The organism is Desulfothermus okinawensis JCM 13304 (assembly GCF_054654515.1).
Genome location: NZ_BAAIEW010000031.1, coordinates 1 through 16,475, shown reverse-complemented (window position 1 = coordinate 16,475; position 16,475 = coordinate 1). Strand labels below are relative to the sequence as shown.

The following is a 16,475-nucleotide window of genomic DNA, read 5'->3' as shown; positions in this document are numbered from 1 at the left end:
GGGACTTAAGTGGACAACAGTATAAAGTTTTTACAGAAAGTAAATAAAATATGTATGGAGAAGGGTTGTGAATGTAGTTCCTGGGACAGCACTTATGTACTGGAGGTTATAATAAATTCATTTTCAGATGGGATTGTTGTTTTAAATTCTAGAGGTAAGGTTTGCTTTTTAAATAAGGCTGTTGAAGATATTTTGGGATATAAGATTGAAGACCTCCTGGGGGAAGAACTCCATTCTATTTTTATTACAGATGAGGCAAAGCTCTCCAGAGTGAGAGAGGAATTTTGTCTGTTTGCCTCTACAGGAACAGGGGCCAGGTTAAACAGGCCCATTAACTTAAATTTAGAAATAAATGGCAGAGATAAACATCTAGAAGTAATTATAAAACCCTTAAAATTTCAAGGTGAATGGATAGCTTTGGGTATCCTCACTGATGTTACTAAAACAAGGGAACTAGAAAGGGAGCTAAAAAGGCAAGAGGATAGATTTAGAGTATTATTTGAGGCGGCAAATGATGCGATATTTTTACTGGATGAAGATGGATTTTTTGTTGACGCCAATCCTGCAACCTTAAGGCTTTTTGGATGTACAACAAAAGAACAATTGATTGGTAAAACCCCTTATGATTTGTCTCCCAAAGTCCAAGCAAATGGCATGTCTTCAAAAGAATTGGCATTGGATAAGATAAAAAGGGTATTTTCTGGAAAACCCCAGCGTTTTGAATGGTTACACAAAAGGCTAGATGGTAGTAGCATCTTATTTACTGAAGTGAGTTTATCCAGGGTGGAGTTTGCTGAAGGCCCAGCTCTTTTAGCAATAGTAAGGGATATAACAGATAGAAAGATTCTTGAACAACAACTGCTTAAGAAAAATGAGTTGATATTGGAGCTATCAGAAACAGCTCCTATTGGGATTTTGAGGATTAAAAGGGGAGGTGAAATTGAATACATAAACCCAAGGGCCAAAGAGATACTACAGGAGATAGTAGGTGAAAAAATATCTAACTCCTCAGACTATCAGCCATTATTGAGGTCATTTTTTGATAGATATAGCTTAAATGATTTAATTGAAAAGTGTGTCAAAGATGGTAAGTCCTTTAAAAAGGAAATTGAAGTAGACACAAAGAGCGGCAAAAAGTGGTATGTGATTGAAATTAATCCCATTGGGGTAAAGGAAGTGAATTCTGTGAGAATTGCCCTTATAGATATAACATCAGAGAAAAAAATAGAAATGTCAAAATTTACAGAGCAGAGGAAAAACAAAGTTCTGCTGGAGAGCTTGCCTCATCCAGTTTGGTTAATTAACTCAGATAGAAAGATTATTGCCCAAAATGAGTATGCCAAGAAGATGGGTTCCAGAGTAGATGATTATTGCTGGAATTCCATCTTAGATGCAAAATATATTCCCCCTGATGCCAAGGAGACAATGGAAAGAACAGGGATTATATTACCTGGTATTAAATGTAGGTTTTGTAAGGCAGATGATGCATTAATGACTCAAACTCCAATGGAGATGGAATTAGATGTAGAAGAAAATATTTTTGATGCATTCTGGATTCCAGTAGAAAAAGATATGTATTTGCATTACTTAATTGATGTTACCAAATACAAAAAATTGCACAATAAGTTGTTGGAATGGTCAATAAGGGATCCTTTGACAGGATTATATAATCGAAGATACTTTATAAAAAAGTTTGAAGAAGAAGTTGAAAGAGTCAAGAGACATCTCAGGCCATTTAGTATTATTATGCTAGATATTGATGACTTTAAAAATATAAATGATACATTTGGCCACAATGTGGGAGATGAGGTGTTAATTGCCATTGCAAATTCAATAAATAAAAGGATAAGAAAGGTTGATCTTGCAGCTAGGTGGGGAGGTGAGGAGTTTGTTATTTTACTACCTGAAACTGACCTATTATCAGCAGTCCAAGTAGCTAATGATATAAGAAAACTAATAGAAAATATCAAGATTTCAAAAATAGACAAAATTACCGCCAGCTTTGGTGTTGCTCAATACAAAACAGGTGATGATTTATCTAGCCTCATAGACCGTGCTGATAGAGAGCTATACAGGGCCAAAAGGAACGGAAAGAACCTGGTATGTTATGAAAAAAAAAGAGGAGGAAATGGGCCATGCTCAGTAAAAGAATTACAAAGTTAGGTGTTGTTTTTCTTGTGCTTGTCTTTTTCTCTGTACATGTGGCTTTTGGGGCAGATTTGTCTGAAATAAAAAAAAGGGGTGTAATAAGACACCTTGGGGTACCCTATGCCAATTTTGTAACTGGAAGTGGAGATGGCTTTTCTGTGGATTTAATAAAATTGTTTGCAAAGTATATAGGTGTTAGATACCAGTTTGTTAAAAGTGACTGGAAACACATAATTAGTGATTTGATTGGTAAGAAAATAGAGGTTAAGGGAAATCAGATTAAGATTCTTGGAGACTGTCCAGTAAAAGGAGACATTATAGCAACTGGTCTTACTGTCCTTGACTGGAGACAGAAGTTGGTTTCATATTCATCCCCTGTGTTTCCAACCCAAATATGGTTAATATCCAGGGCTGAGAGTAAATTAACCCCCATTATACCCTCAGGAGATGTTTTAAGGGACATAAAAATGGTGCTAAAAAAACTAAAGGGGCGAAGCGTGCTTAATGTTCCAGGTACATGCCTTGATGCAAGGTTATATGATCTTGAGAAATATGGAGCAAAAATACTAAATTTTAATAAAAATTTAAACGAACTGGCTCCTGCAGTGATAAATGGTAAGGGTGATACTGCTCTGCTAGATGTGCCAGATGCACTTATTGCCTTGGAAAAATTTCCTGGACTCATTAAGATTATTGGTCCTATTTCTGGTAGGCAGACAATGGCCTGTGCATTTCAAAAGGAAGCGTATAAGTTAAGAGATGCCTTTGAGAGGTTTTTGTATGACATAAAGAGAGATGGTATTTATATTAAATTGGTAAAAAAATATTATCCTGCTGTGTTGGATTATTATCCTGATTTTTTTGAGTGTGGAGAAAAAATTGGCTAGAATAAAAGACTATTTGAAGTTAAAAGAAAAACTTTTTTTTATATTTGCAACTATTTTTTTGATAGCCTTTATTGGATTGCTTATTTTTTTTAATTACAGGGCTCAAGTTTCTCTATTAAAGGCAGAAAAAAAAGAAATTGTTTCAACAATAAAAAATAGAGTTCTTGGTCTTACCTATTTTTTTGATGAGAGAAAAAATGACTTAATTGAACTATCATCAAGCAGGGCTATTAGTTCTTATTTTGAAAATAAAGCCCTTGGCATGTCCATGGAGTATGGTCTTAGGGCCACACTCCTCTCCATTAGACGTGAATTCAACTACATCCTGGAAAGTAAAAAATTAGAGGGAATAAATATATATGAGCGTCTTCTTTTTCTGGACCAATCTGGCAAGATACTGGTAGATACCAAGGCCAAACAAACCCATGAACCCATTTACATAAAATGGAAAAAATTTTTGTCTAAAGATAGAACCAGGCCTTTTTTCTTTTTTTATAAAACATCTAATGGGTATGAATTGATATTTTCTATTCCATATTTTTTTAAAAAGAAATTTGTTGGACAAATATTTGCTCAAATAAATTCCAAGAGTATAGACAACTTGTTGGGACTAAAAAAGAGTTTTGTATTTTTTGCTGATAAAAATCACCTCATTTATCTTAAAAATGGAGTTTTTCTCGATGCAACAGATAGTTTTGTGTCTCTACCTAGTAAATTTAGCACTGGTAAAAAGGTTGTTTTAGTATCTAAAGATAGTCTAAAAGAATATCCTGTTATTACAATTTGTTTTCCCATTAAAGGGGGAGAGTACTCTATTATTATTCTCTATCCATTTGGTAAAACCAACACCATAAAGGTCTGGCTATATCCATTATCCCTTTTGGTTTTGGGTGTGTTATTGTTTACTGGTTTTTTAATATCTTTAAACATGAACGCCCAAAATTTGGTTTTAAAGGCAAAATTACAAGAATCTGCTAAATATCAAAGGGAAATAGAGAAGAAAAATATTGAGTTACAGGAAGAGATAAAAAGAAGAAAGATTTTAGAGGAAAGATTAAAAAATAGCGAAAAAAAATATAGGTCTATCTTTGAAAATGCACTTGTGGGTATATTTCAGCTTAGTATTGATGGAACTTTCCTTTCTGCAAATCCCAAATTGGCTTCCCTTTTAGGTTTTGACTTACCAGATGAAATGATGGATTTTTATAAACACCTTCCCTCTCAATTATTTGTAGATTCAAACTCCTGTGAGAAACTCTTGGAATTGGTAAAAAAAGGTGGTTCTGTTGATAATTATGAAACAGAGTTGAGGAGAAAAGATGGCACCAGGTTTTGGGCCACATTGAGCCTACGAATGGTTATAGGAGATGACTTAAAGCCCTCCCATTTTGAAGGGGTGCTAGTGGATATTAGTGATAGAAAAAATATGGAGGAGGAATTAAAGGACATAAATGTGTATTTGCAAGAAGCATTGGCCAGGGCAGAAGATGCATCAAAGGCAAAAGGTGAATTTTTGGCTAATATGTCCCATGAAATACGTACTCCCTTGAATGGGATAATAGGGATGCTTTCCCTTTTAAAAGATAGCGAGTTAAATGAGGAACAAAGACATTTTTGTGTTACTGCTTTAAATAGTGCTAATTCTCTTTTAATCCTTTTAAATGACATTCTGGATCTTTCAAAAATTGAATCAGGAAAATTTAAATTAGATGAGGTGGAATTTGAGCTACATGATCTTTTAGAGGAGACAGTAAGATCAATGTGTTCCATTGCCCAGCAAAAGGGCTTGGAAATAATAAATTATGTGGATCCAATTGTTCCCATAAAGGTGATTGGAGATCCAGTTAGAATAAGACAGGTCTTGATTAACTTAATTGGCAATGCAATAAAATTTACAGAGCATGGAGAAATAGTTATAAAATTGAATTTTGTATCCAAGACAGAGGATGTTCTGTTTGTTAGAATCTCTGTGAAAGATACAGGTGTTGGTATTCCCAAAGACAAGCAACAACTATTATTTGAGAAATTTACCCAGGCAGACTCCAGTATTACAAGGCGATATGGCGGAAGTGGTTTAGGACTTTCCATCTCAAAACATTTAGTTCAACTAATGGGAGGAGAAATTGGCGTATATAGCGAGGAGGGAAAAGGATCGGAGTTTTGGTTTACTTTAAGCTTAAAGGTACCCTCTAATTTAGAATATTTGCATGTTTCTGAAAACATAAAAGGCATTCATGTGTTGGTGGTTGATGACAATGTTACTTTTCTAAAGAATGTGGTCTCTTTTTTAAGGGGCATTGGACTTAGGGCAAAGGGAGAGACCAGTGGTGTTTTGGCCATTTCAGAATTAAAAAGTGGTTATTTAATAAAAGATCCATATAAGGTTGTAATAGTGGATTATTTTTTGTCTGATATGCAAGGTGATGTTTTTAGGAAACAGATTGAAGCCCATCCATCATTAAAAAAAACACCTATTGTATTTTCAGTTTCATATTACAATTTTAAAGACTTATTGCATGGGGAACAAGGTATAACTGAACATGACTTTTTAATTAAGCCTATATGTTTTAGAGATCTCATTTCTACAATAGAGAATGTGGTTTCCCCAAAAAAAGCTACATCCCTCATTGTGGACTTACCTAAGGATGATGTTAAAATAAAAATACCCAAAGACGTTCCCATTTTAGTAGTGGAGGATAATCCTGTAAACCAGGAAGTCTTAAAAGCAATACTGGAAAAGATGGGACTTATAGTAGACATTGCATCCACAGGAGGGGAAGCCCTATCTCTTTTGAAACAAAGGGATTATCATCTGGTTTTCATGGATATACAGCTTCCAGATATGGATGGATATGAGGTAACAAAAAAAATAAGGTCCGCATCTTCAGGGGTCAAAAATCCCAATGTTGTTGTTATAGCCCTTACTGCTCATGCAATGAAGAAATACCAAGTATTAGCACAAGATGTGGGCATGAATGACTATGTATCTAAACCAGTGGGAGCAGAGGAACTAAGGAAGGTGGTGGAAAAGTGGTTAGGAGAAAAAGATACTAGTAGAAGGAAAAAAAATGATCATGGTTTGGATAAACTAAGGCCTAAAGAGTCTGTAAAACCATATGAGAGGATTCCTGTTTTAGACAAGTCTGGCTTTTTGGAGAGAATGGGTGGAAGTGAAAAATTGGCACATAGGGCTTTGAATACCTTTATGAGGGTCACTCCGTCTCGAATCCAAGAACTACAAGAAGAGTTTTTGAATAAAAATTCAGATATGGTCAAAAAAATAGCCCATACAATAAAAGGATCTTCGGCTATGGTGGGAGCAGAGAGGCTTAAAAATTTATCACAACAAATTGAAATAGCAGCCTCCAATAACAATTGGGAGAATCTGGAACTATTGATTAAAAAATTAGGCCATGAATTTGATATCTTTAAAAGAGAGGTAAAAAAGGAGGTGTTTTGTTGATGAAAAAATGTGTTACCACAAATAATGCGCCAAAGGCAATTGGCCCTTATTCCCAGGCCATAGTAGCAGGGAATTTTATGTTTATATCAGGCCAGATTGCAATTGATCCCAAAACAAATGAGATGTTAAAGGGAACAATAGAAGAGGAGACAGAACAAGTTTTAAAAAACATAGGGGCTATTTTAAAGGAAGTGGGGCTAACTTATGAAAATATAGTCAAGACTACTGTGTACTTGTTGGATTTAAATGATTTTGTAAAAATGAATGATGTGTATGCCAGATTTTTCAAAACAAACCCTCCTGCAAGGGCAGCTGTTCAAGTGAGCTCTCTTCCCAAGGGTGCAAAGATAGAAATAGAAGCAGTGGCCTATTTTGATAAGCCTTGACTTTTTTGACTTTGGATAAATCTTATTATAATTAAGTCAACTTTCAGCAGGAGGGTGAGATATGATTTTGTTTGAATTTGTCTGTGATGACTGTAAAAAGGAATTTGAAGAACTTGTTATCTCTTATGATGATAAGGTAAAATGTCCTTATTGTGGATCTTCTAATGTAAAAAAGCTCTTATCAGCAGTGAATGTAAAAGGGGCCCAGCAGGGCCCAGTTGCCAGTGCAAGTAGTTGTTCCCCTAGTGGTGGATTTTCCTGAGCATCTTAAAAAAACACCGCCCGGTTTCGGGCGTGTGGAGTTGTTTATGAAAAATATTTTGGATCTTTCTGCCCAAGAACTAGAAGTTTATTTGAAGGAAATAGCTGAGCCTAAGTTTAGAAGGTCCCAGATATGGAACTGGATTTATACGCGGGGAGTATTTGATTTTTTTTCCATGAGTAACCTCCCCAAAGGTTTTCGTCAGAGGCTGGCAGAAGATTTTGTAATTGAACTTCCCCAGATTTTAGCTGTTAAAACCAGTGAAGATGGGACCATTAAACTGGGCCTGGGCCTAAAGGATGAAAATATAATAGAGACAGTGCTTATACCTGAGAGGACCCACTATACCCAGTGTCTATCCTCCCAGGTGGGCTGTGCGCTTGGCTGTTTATTTTGCAGCACAGGTAAGATGGGATTTATAAGGAATTTGACCCAGGGTGAGATACTGGGCCAGATACTTGTCGCAAGGGCGTATTTAAAGGAAATAAAGGCCAGGCTAAAAATTAGAAACCTGGTTTTTATGGGTATGGGAGAACCCCTTCTTAATTGGGAAAATGTAAAAAAGGCCATTGCTATATTAAGGGATAAACAGGGATTTGATTTTTCCTACAGGCATACCACTATATCTTCAGTTGGTATCCCCAGACCACTTATGGAATTTGCAAAAAAGGATCTGGGATCAATTGCCATATCCCTCCATGCCCCCACCCAGAGCCTAAGGGAACAGATCATGCCAAGGGCAGCAAAGATTATGGACATTTGTGAGCTAATTGATTTACTCAGGTCTATTCCCCTGAGAAATAGACAGAGAATTACCATTGAATATATATTGATCGGGGGTGTAAATGATTCCCTGTCCCATGCAAAGGAGCTAAATAAGGTGCTTTCTAATCTAAAGTGTAAAATCAATTTAATTAGATTTAATCCAGGCCCTGGAATAGATTTTTTGCCGCCAGAGGAAAAAGATGTCTTGGCCTTTGAAGAATTTTTAAGGTCCAAGGGACAAATTGTTACCTTGCGAAAAAGTAAGGGGCAGGATATTAGTGCTGCATGTGGTCAGCTCAGGGCAGAACTTAAGTGAATTAGAGGAGCTTAATAATGGAACCAGATTTTGAAAAATGTGAAGGGCTTGTTCCTGTTATTGTACAGGACTATAAGTCCCTGGATGTGCTCATGCTTGCTTATATGAACAAAGAGGCATGGGAAGCAACACTAAATACAAAAAAGGCGCATTTTTACAGCAGATCCAGAAATAAACTCTGGCAAAAAGGTGAAGAATCGGGAAATGTCCAATTGGTAAAGGATATAAGAATAGATTGTGACAGGGATACGGTTTTATTACTGGTAGAGCAGATTGGTTCTGCTGCATGTCACACTGGATACAGAAGTTGTTTTTACAGAAGGATTGTGGCAGATAAGAACGGGATAAGACATGAGATATGTTGTGAAAAAATTTTTGATCCCAAGGAGGTTTACAAGTAGATGTCTCAGGAAAAAGTTTTGAAATTGGGAATACCCAAGGGTTCACTTCAGGATGCAACTATCAATCTTTTTAAAAAATCAGGTTGGAAGATAAACCTTCACCACAGGAATTATTTTCCTGAAATAGACGATCCTTTTGTTAAGTGTACCCTTTGTAGGGCACAGGAAATGCCCATATATGTGGAAGATGGGACATTGGATGTGGGGCTTACTGGCAAGGATTGGGTCCTGGAAAATGAGGCAGATGTGGTAGTTGTTGATGAACTTGTGTATTCAAAAGTGAGTAATAGACCCGCAAGATGGGTTTTAGCTGTTGCTGGGGATTCGCCATATAAGAGGCCAGAAGACTTAAGGGGTAAAAAAATAGCAACTGAGCTTGAAAATTTTACCAGAAAATATTTTGAAAGTGCAGGCATTGATGTTGAAGTGGAATTTTCATGGGGAGCAACTGAAGCAAAGGTTGTGGCTGGACTTGCTGATGCCATAGTAGAGGTCACTGAAACAGGTACAACCATCAAAGCACATGGTCTCAGGATTATTGCTGAATTACTTCAAACATGTACCCAGATTATAGCAAATAAGTCTGCCTGGGAAGATGAGTGGAAGAGAAATAAAATCCTCCACATGAAGACCTTGCTAAAAGGTGCACTTAAGGCTGAGAGGATGGTTGGTCTAAAAATGAATGTAAGGGAGAAGGATTTAGATCAGGTATTAAATATGCTTCCAAGCCTAACTTCTCCAACAACTTCAAACCTTTATCAAAGAGGGTGGCTTTCTGTAGAGGTTGTAGTGGATAAAGATGAAGTGAGAGATCTTGTCCCAAAACTTATGGATATAGGTGTTGAGGGGATAATTGAGTATCCCTTAAATAAAGTTATTTAAGGTGAAAAGTAAAAAGTGAGAGGTAAATGAGAAATCGTGAAACATATGAGAAGGAACCATTTAAAATTTTTGGTGCTGCTATTTTTTATCTCTGCATGTGCAACAACTAATCCTCCTCTTATTACAAGGGATGTAAGGGCCAGATTGGATCTGGCCCAGTCTTATATTTTAAAACAAGAGCCAAGGCTTGCCTTTATTGAATTAAAAAAAATAGAAAATAAGGCAAAGAGACTCCCTTATTTTTATTTTTTAAAAGGACTTGTATATCTCCAGACCAAAGAGATCAAAAAGGCAATTTTGTCCTTAAGTTATGCCACAAAATTGGATCCTGGTTATGGTGATGCGTGGAACAATCTGGGGCTTGCATACCTTGCAGATAAACAGGAAAAAAAGGCAATTTCATGTTTTGAAAAGGCCCTATCAATTGAGACCTATGAGACTCCAGAATATGCTGCCCACAATCTTGCCTTGATTTATAAAAAGAAAGGGGAGTTAGATAATGCGATTTTTTATGAGAAAAAGGCATTGACCCTTAATTGGAGATACCTGCCAGCATATCTTTCCATTATAGATCTATATATAAAAAAGGCAGAGATCCCCTCTGCAATTTACTGGATAAAAAAAGGAATAGAGTCGTATCCTGACAATCCTGATCTATACTATCTCCTTGGAGAAAACTACTTAAGACTGGGAAAAAGACAAGATGCCAAAAAGGCCTTCCTCCAGGTACTCTCATTGGACAAAGGAAGAGAGACAAAGTTTGCCAAAATGGCCAGAGATTACCTGGATATCCTCAAATAAAAAAGACTCTCCAAAAATTCTGGGGATAAATCCCTGGATATATGATTTTGCTGCATATAATTTCTGGGCCCGTCCAGTTGGCCTTATTTCATGCCTTTGTATGCTTGAATCAGCTGGTTGTGATGTTGCCCTGTTAGATTGTATGTATCCAATGTGGAAGGATGTTAAGTGGCCCAAACAATCAAAATATGGAACAGGTCCATATCCCAGGACTGAAATTCCAAAACCTTCTGAATTGTTACATGTACCAAGAAAATTTGCCAGATATGGTCTTGATTTTAATGCTGTATATGGGGCCCTGAAAAATCTGTCTCCACCTGATTTTGTTATGGTTTCATGTGTTATGACTTATTGGTATCCTGGTCTTATGGCAATAATAGAACTCATTAGAAAACTTTTTAAAAGCACAAAGATTATAGCTGGAGGTATTTACCCCAGCCTTTGTACAAACCATGCAGAAAAATATCTTGATGCAGACCTGATTATCAGAGGTCCCATGGAAACAGAAGATAATTGGAAATTGGTTACAAAATTTATTGGAATAAGTGGAGAGAAGGCCAATTTTAGGCTTTCCTCTAAGCTTTATCCAAATCCAGGTTTTTCCATAATATTGGGATCCAGGGGATGTCCATTTTCATGCGAATACTGTGCAAGCAAAAGATTATATTCAAGCTTTAAACAAAGGCCCCTACAGGATATCTATGGGGAGTTTTTGTTTGATTATAATAGGGGAATCAGGGATTTTGTCTTTTATGACGATGCACTTTTATTTAAGCCAGAAAATTGGTTTTTACCCTTTTTAGAAAAGGTAATAAAAAATAACCACAGGGTAAGATTCCATACTCCAAATGGGCTGCATATAAGGTATCTGGAAAAAGATATTTGTATACTCATGAAAAAGGCAGGTTTTAAGACAATCAGGCTTGGCCTTGAGACAGGAAATTTTAAAACAAGGTTGGATAAAAAACTCACAAAAGAACAGTGGGATATAGGGGTTGAGAATTTATTGGAGGCAGGATTTGATAAGAAAGATATAGGGGTTTATATACTTTTTGGACTTCCAGGAGAGAGGGACGGAGAAGTTGTATCTACAATAGCGTTTGCAAAGTCCTATGGATTTAGACCACACCTCGCATATTACACCCCAATACCAGGCTCAAAGCTATTTGAAAAGGCCAAATCTCATTCACCATATCCCATAGATGAGGATCCCATATTCCAAAATAACGCCATCTGGCCTTGTTATCCAGGTGGATTTTCCTGGGAGAAGAGGGCATATTTTAGAGAAGTGATGAGGCCGGGTTAAAAATATTTTGTCCTGTAAAAATAATAGGTATCCATCAAACCCCAAGATACGTCTTTCTAACTTCATCGTTTTCAGTGAGTTCTTTTCCTGTACCCTGCATCATTATTTTCCCTTCAGCCATAACATAGGCATAATCAGAAATTGCTAGAGAAAGATGCACATTTTGTTCTACCAATAACATTGAAACACCCTTTTTCTTCAACTTTTCTATGGCCTCGAATACCTCTAACACTAATTTTGGGGCAAGACCTAAACTTGGTTCGTCAAAGATTAAGATCTTTGGAGATGCCATTAGTCCCCTTCCAATGGCCACCATTTGTTGCTCGCCCCCAGACATTGTACCTGCTTTTTGGTCCAATCTCTCTTTTAGTCTGGGAAATAGAGAAAAAACATATTCTATGTTTTTCTTTATATCTTTTCTTGCCCCTTTTGTATACGCACCCATTTCTAAATTCTCATACACAGTCATCTCAGGGAAAAGGAGACGCCCTTCAGGAATCATTATAATTCCCATTTCAGCCCTTTTATATGCCGGAAGATTAGTTATCTCTCGTCCCTCAAAGATTATTTTACCCTTCCACGTAGGCAAAACCCCCACCAGAGTCCTCATTAACGTGGTCTTACCCGACCCATTAGAACCTATCACTGTGGTCAATTGAGATCTTTTTGCCTTTAAGTTTATTCCCCACAATATCTGTACGTCTCCATATCCAGATTCAAGGGATTGGATCTCCAGGATGCTCTCCTTCATTGGTTGTTTCCTTTAGATTTTCTAAACTTTAGTGCAAGGTCAGGATCCCCTAGATATGCTTCTATTACTTTGGGATTATTGGATACTTCTTCAGGAGTACCCTCTGCAATCTTTGCTCCATAGTCAAGAACAATAATTCTATCTGAAATTTTCATAATTGCATGCATGAGATGTTCTATCATAAGTATAGTGACGCCTGTTTTTTTTATATTAATAATGACATTTAACATTTCATCTGCCTCAGAAGGATTTAGACCAGCAAGGACCTCATCAAGTAAAATAATGTCTGGTTTAGATGCAAGTGCCCTGGCCAATTCCAATCTTTTTTTTTCCGGGACATTTAACTTTGCACAAATAATATCCTGTTTATGGGCAAGTCCAACCCTATTTAATATTTCTTCAGCCACATGTGCCCCTTGTTTTAAACTGGAACATCTTTTTCCAAAACATGCACCTACCAGCACATTTTCCAGGACTGTAAGCTCATTTAGGGGTTTAACTATCTGATGGGTCCTGGATATTCCCAATCTAGCCCGTTTATAGGGAGGCATCCTTGTGATATTTTTATCTTTGAAAAAGATCTTACCTTCCTCTGGATAATATACCCCGCTAATTACATTAAATAATGTAGTTTTGCCTGCTCCATTTGGGCCTATTATACCGAATATTTCTTGTTTTTTTACCTGAAAAGATACCTGGTTAACTGCCACAAGACCGCCAAATTTTTTAGTTGCTTTTTCTACCTTTAAGATCATTCTAAAAGGCTCCTCAACTTTTTGAACCTGTTTCTTAATGAGCCCACAAGTCCACCTGGAGCAAATAATACAATTATGAGTAGAATAAATCCTGCTATGGCCATATGTAAATTTTTAAACAGAGGATTGACCAGGAGTATCCCCTTTAATCTCTCATACAAAAGCGCCCCAATGGGAGGTCCTGATACTGTGCCAAATCCCCCTAACATAACCATAAATATCATTTCTATGGATTTAACAAGGTGGAATGCATCTTCAGGTTCAATATTTCCTGCCTTAAAAAAGAAAATAGCTCCAACCAGGCCAGGGAAAAAGGCAGATATGGCAAATGCAATATTTTTAAATTTCTTTGTATTTACTCCAAGAACCACTGCTGCATCCTCATCTTCTCTTATTGAAAACAAACCATATCCAAATTTAGAATTTTTTATAAAATAGGAGGTAATCAAAGAAAGTATAGTAACAACCACCATTAGATAATAAGCAAACCATATGGCCTTGGATGCACCTCCATAGGTCCTATAGATCTTAAAATTAAAAAACATCCCCGTAGCCCCGCCTAAAAATGGAAGATTTGTTACCAGGGATTTCACAGCTTCATTGATTCCAATGGTTGCAATGGCAAAAATTGCCCCTCTGAGTCTAAGTACAGCTTCTCCAACAATTAAAGCAATAATGGAAGATAAAACCCCACCCATTATCATGGCGGGAATTAAATGGATGCCCATCTTGTTCATTAAATAAAAGGCCGTGTATCCTCCAATGCCATAGAATACAATATGACCAAAGCTCACATATCCTGTATATCCCAAAATTATATTCAGACTTACCGCCAGGGTGATATACATTAGGATAAGAAATACTGTCTCTCTGTAGATTACAGAATTTGTAATAATGGGGAAAAAAGATATTGCTAGAATTAGGGGTATGAGCCAGAACAGTGTATATCCTCTCTTCATTGTTTACCTCTTATTTATCAGCCCAGTTGGCTTCACCAACAGGATAATTACCAGAATCATAAATTCAATGAAAGGAATATATCCTACCGGGATCTTGAGTGCGAATACGTTTTCCAGGAGTCCCAGAATAAGGCCACCTACAAGTGCGCCCAGGGGGCTTCCTAACCCCCCCAGGACACATATGACAAAGCTCTTTAGTTCATAAATGGCTCCAGACAAAATAGTGAAAGGAAAGATGGCTGCAATTAGACATCCAGCAACCATCGCAAGTGCAATGCCAATCCCAAAGGATAGGGAAAGTATAAGAATAGAATTTACTCCCATAAATTCAGCAGCAGACCTATTCATTGAGACTGCCCTAATTGCCTTTCCGGTCCAGGTTTTGTATAAAAATATGTAAAGCAGACCAGTAAATATAACTGATATAAATCCAGTTATTATTTTTGTAACAGGTATAAATATATTTCCTACTCCTATGGAACCAAGGCCAATATCTATTGCCCTTGGATTCGTGGTAAAGATAAAGGTGCCAAGCCCAATAATTATAAGGCTCAAGGAATATGTGGATAGTAATGTAGACAATTCAGGGGCATCTAACACCCTGTGAAGTGCAATAAAATAGGCTGCCATTCCTATTAACAGTCCTATAATCAAAATCAGGACCATTGAGATAAAAGGGCTTAACCCTGCAAAGTGGAAAAAAAAGTAGGCAACAAACATTCCCAGGGCAATAAATGCACCATGAGATAGATTTATTACATTTATAACTCCCCATATGAGGTTAAGGCCCATAGCCGCAAGGCCGTAGACCAAACCTAAGAGGATACCATTTATTACAGCTCCAATCCAGGCTTCCACTTATCTTCCTCTTTAAAATTTTTTAGAGTATGGGTAAATAAGATTAGCTGATTCAGCTCCCTTAGGCCAAATTACTTGTTTTACCAATTTACCACCCTTGTTTTGCCACTGGAGATAGACCATTTCATGCCCTATCTGACGACCATAATAATCTCCTCTATCGAATTTGATTCTGCCATAAAAGGTCATTATATCCATTTTCTCCAATGCACCTATGACCTTACTGGATTTCAAACATCCAGCATCTTCGATGGCCTTTTGTAAGACCAGACCTGCAGCAAAACCTCCTGCTGCATGATATCCTGGTGTTTCACCATATAGCTTTGCATAGTTTTTTATGAACCAATCTCCAGAAACACCGTACCATTTTATTCCTAGCTTTTTAGCGGTATTTTTTGTGAACTTGGCCTTTGGTTCCCACTGAGATGGTGCTGTTACATATAGTGCTGCTTTGCCTATCTCAGCAAATTTTGGAACTGCTGGGGCAACTAATAGAGACACTAATTTTACCTGTATTTTTTGTTCAAAGATTTGTTTGGCAAAGGTTTCCCCGTCGGCAAAATGTCCACCACCTATAATTGCGTCTGGCTTTTTTTCAGCAATTTTATTTAAAAATGAGGTAAAGTCCGTGGTGCCTTTTCCATAGGACTCAAAAATAACCACCTTGTATCCAAGTTTTTCTGCATAATTTTTTGCAGCTGTTGCAACTGCCTTGGCAAAGTTACTTTGTTCAAAGATAATGGCTATTTTTTTTGCCTTGGGATCTGTTGTTTTGAGCAAATCCAATGCACCTGTTAGATAACGACTGGCGGGAGTATAAATCTGAAAAACATGGGAGTATCCTTTGGAAAAAATACTATCAGAAGCTGCACCAGTTGCAAGCATCACCTTTTCATATTGCTCTGCAATAATAGCAGAAGAAGCAGTCAAACCTGAACTATAAGGACTAACCAGAAAATCCGCCTTGTCTTGATTAATTAGCCTTACGTACAATTGTTGCACTCTATCCTTACTACTTTCATCATCATAATATCTAAATTCAACAGGGAATTTCCTGTGTAAATTTTTAACATAAATCCCACCATTTTTATTCACATATTTTTTCCATAACTCCAGGCCATTAAACTGTTCTTTGGATTCAGCATTGAGCTTTCCTGTCTGAGATGTTGTAAAACCAATAATAATTTTACTTTTTGCAAAAACTCCTCTTACAGGCCCAAAAGAGATAACAAAACAAATTAAAATACCCAAAATAATAGATACCCTTTTCATCTCCCAACCTCCTTACTTATTAAAAGTATTCAAATCACCTTTTAAAAAAAGGATACACTAATTTCCCATTTGATATTCTTGTTCAGAATTAAATACCATTGTTTGGTAAAAGTCAAATAGGTTTCTAAATTTTTGGGTTAAATTTTTAGTCAACTATGAAAAATAAGTCATAATTATTACAATATTTGCTTATTCCATTAACTCTGATATCTCAAGCTTTGCTGGGTCTGTGGGTGTCTAAAGTTCAACGTTCAAGGTTCAAA

At 36.8% G+C, this 16,475-nt stretch carries 15 protein-coding genes; 10 read left to right on the top strand and 5 right to left on the bottom strand.

Annotated elements, in window-relative coordinates; translation table 11 throughout:
• Positions 1 to 9 precede the first annotated feature (9 nt).
• From ACYQ0O_RS11320 to ACYQ0O_RS11275, 10 genes are all read left to right on the top strand, one after another.
• A complete protein-coding gene (locus ACYQ0O_RS11320) occupies positions 10 to 2,163 on the top strand; it encodes a diguanylate cyclase (protein ID WP_459893132.1) in 2,154 nt (717 codons plus the stop codon).
• Entirely contained in the window at positions 2,136 to 3,035 is a 900-nt protein-coding gene (locus tag ACYQ0O_RS11315; RefSeq protein WP_459893130.1) for a transporter substrate-binding domain-containing protein, read from the top strand. The genes ACYQ0O_RS11320 and ACYQ0O_RS11315 overlap by 28 nt, the downstream gene beginning before the upstream one ends.
• On the top strand, positions 3,028 to 6,498 hold the full coding sequence (locus ACYQ0O_RS11310) for a PAS domain-containing hybrid sensor histidine kinase/response regulator (RefSeq protein ID WP_459893128.1): 3,471 nt from the start codon (positions 3,028 to 3,030) through the stop codon (positions 6,496 to 6,498). Before ACYQ0O_RS11315 ends, ACYQ0O_RS11310 begins: the two co-directional genes overlap by 8 nt.
• Positions 6,498 to 6,884 carry a RidA family protein gene (locus ACYQ0O_RS11305; protein ID WP_459893126.1) on the top strand — a complete coding sequence of 129 codons (387 nt, stop codon included), beginning with the start codon at positions 6,498 to 6,500 and terminating at the stop codon, positions 6,882 to 6,884. Before ACYQ0O_RS11310 ends, ACYQ0O_RS11305 begins: the two co-directional genes overlap by 1 nt.
• 61 nt (positions 6,885 to 6,945) lie before the next feature.
• On the top strand, positions 6,946 to 7,146 hold the full coding sequence (locus ACYQ0O_RS11300) for an FmdB family zinc ribbon protein (protein WP_459893124.1): 201 nt from the start codon (positions 6,946 to 6,948) through the stop codon (positions 7,144 to 7,146).
• A 46-nt stretch (positions 7,147 to 7,192) separates the two neighbouring features.
• On the top strand, positions 7,193 to 8,227 hold the full coding sequence (gene rlmN, locus ACYQ0O_RS11295; RefSeq protein WP_459893122.1) for a dual-specificity RNA methyltransferase RlmN: 1,035 nt from the start codon (positions 7,193 to 7,195) through the stop codon (positions 8,225 to 8,227).
• 17 nt (positions 8,228 to 8,244) lie between these two features.
• Positions 8,245 to 8,628 (top strand): phosphoribosyl-AMP cyclohydrolase, encoded by a 384-nt coding sequence (hisI, locus tag ACYQ0O_RS11290; RefSeq protein WP_459893120.1) that lies wholly within the window; start codon positions 8,245 to 8,247, stop codon positions 8,626 to 8,628.
• Positions 8,629 to 9,510, top strand: a complete 882-nt coding sequence (gene hisG, locus ACYQ0O_RS11285; RefSeq protein WP_459893118.1) for an ATP phosphoribosyltransferase — start codon at positions 8,629 to 8,631, stop codon at positions 9,508 to 9,510.
• Positions 9,511 to 9,555: 45 nt separating this feature from the next.
• Positions 9,556 to 10,311 (top strand): tetratricopeptide repeat protein, encoded by a 756-nt coding sequence (locus ACYQ0O_RS11280; RefSeq protein ID WP_459893116.1) that lies wholly within the window; start codon positions 9,556 to 9,558, stop codon positions 10,309 to 10,311.
• Positions 10,214 to 11,617 (top strand): B12-binding domain-containing radical SAM protein, encoded by a 1,404-nt coding sequence (locus ACYQ0O_RS11275; protein WP_459893115.1) that lies wholly within the window; start codon positions 10,214 to 10,216, stop codon positions 11,615 to 11,617. The genes ACYQ0O_RS11280 and ACYQ0O_RS11275 overlap by 98 nt, the downstream gene beginning before the upstream one ends.
• Before the next feature lie 34 nt (positions 11,618 to 11,651).
• Here ACYQ0O_RS11275 and ACYQ0O_RS11270 read toward each other — a convergent pair whose 3' ends face one another.
• Genes ACYQ0O_RS11270 through ACYQ0O_RS11250 form a run of 5 tightly spaced genes read right to left on the bottom strand, consistent with a single transcriptional unit; the run spans position 11,652 to position 16,212 of the window.
• Complete coding sequence (locus ACYQ0O_RS11270) at positions 11,652 to 12,368, bottom strand: ABC transporter ATP-binding protein (RefSeq protein ID WP_075069503.1); 717 nt, start codon at positions 12,366 to 12,368, stop codon at positions 11,652 to 11,654.
• Positions 12,365 to 13,123 (bottom strand): ABC transporter ATP-binding protein, encoded by a 759-nt coding sequence (locus ACYQ0O_RS11265; protein WP_459893113.1) that lies wholly within the window; start codon positions 13,121 to 13,123, stop codon positions 12,365 to 12,367. Before ACYQ0O_RS11265 ends, ACYQ0O_RS11270 begins: the two co-directional genes overlap by 4 nt.
• Complete coding sequence (locus tag ACYQ0O_RS11260; RefSeq protein ID WP_459893111.1) at positions 13,120 to 14,082, bottom strand: branched-chain amino acid ABC transporter permease; 963 nt, start codon at positions 14,080 to 14,082, stop codon at positions 13,120 to 13,122. The genes ACYQ0O_RS11265 and ACYQ0O_RS11260 overlap by 4 nt, the downstream gene beginning before the upstream one ends.
• Before the next feature lie 3 nt (positions 14,083 to 14,085).
• On the bottom strand, positions 14,086 to 14,940 hold the full coding sequence (locus ACYQ0O_RS11255) for a branched-chain amino acid ABC transporter permease (protein WP_075069499.1): 855 nt from the start codon (positions 14,938 to 14,940) through the stop codon (positions 14,086 to 14,088).
• Positions 14,941 to 14,952: 12 nt separating this feature from the next.
• Entirely contained in the window at positions 14,953 to 16,212 is a 1,260-nt protein-coding gene (locus tag ACYQ0O_RS11250; protein ID WP_459893109.1) for an amino acid ABC transporter substrate-binding protein, read from the bottom strand.
• Positions 16,213 to 16,475: the final 263 nt, after the last annotated feature.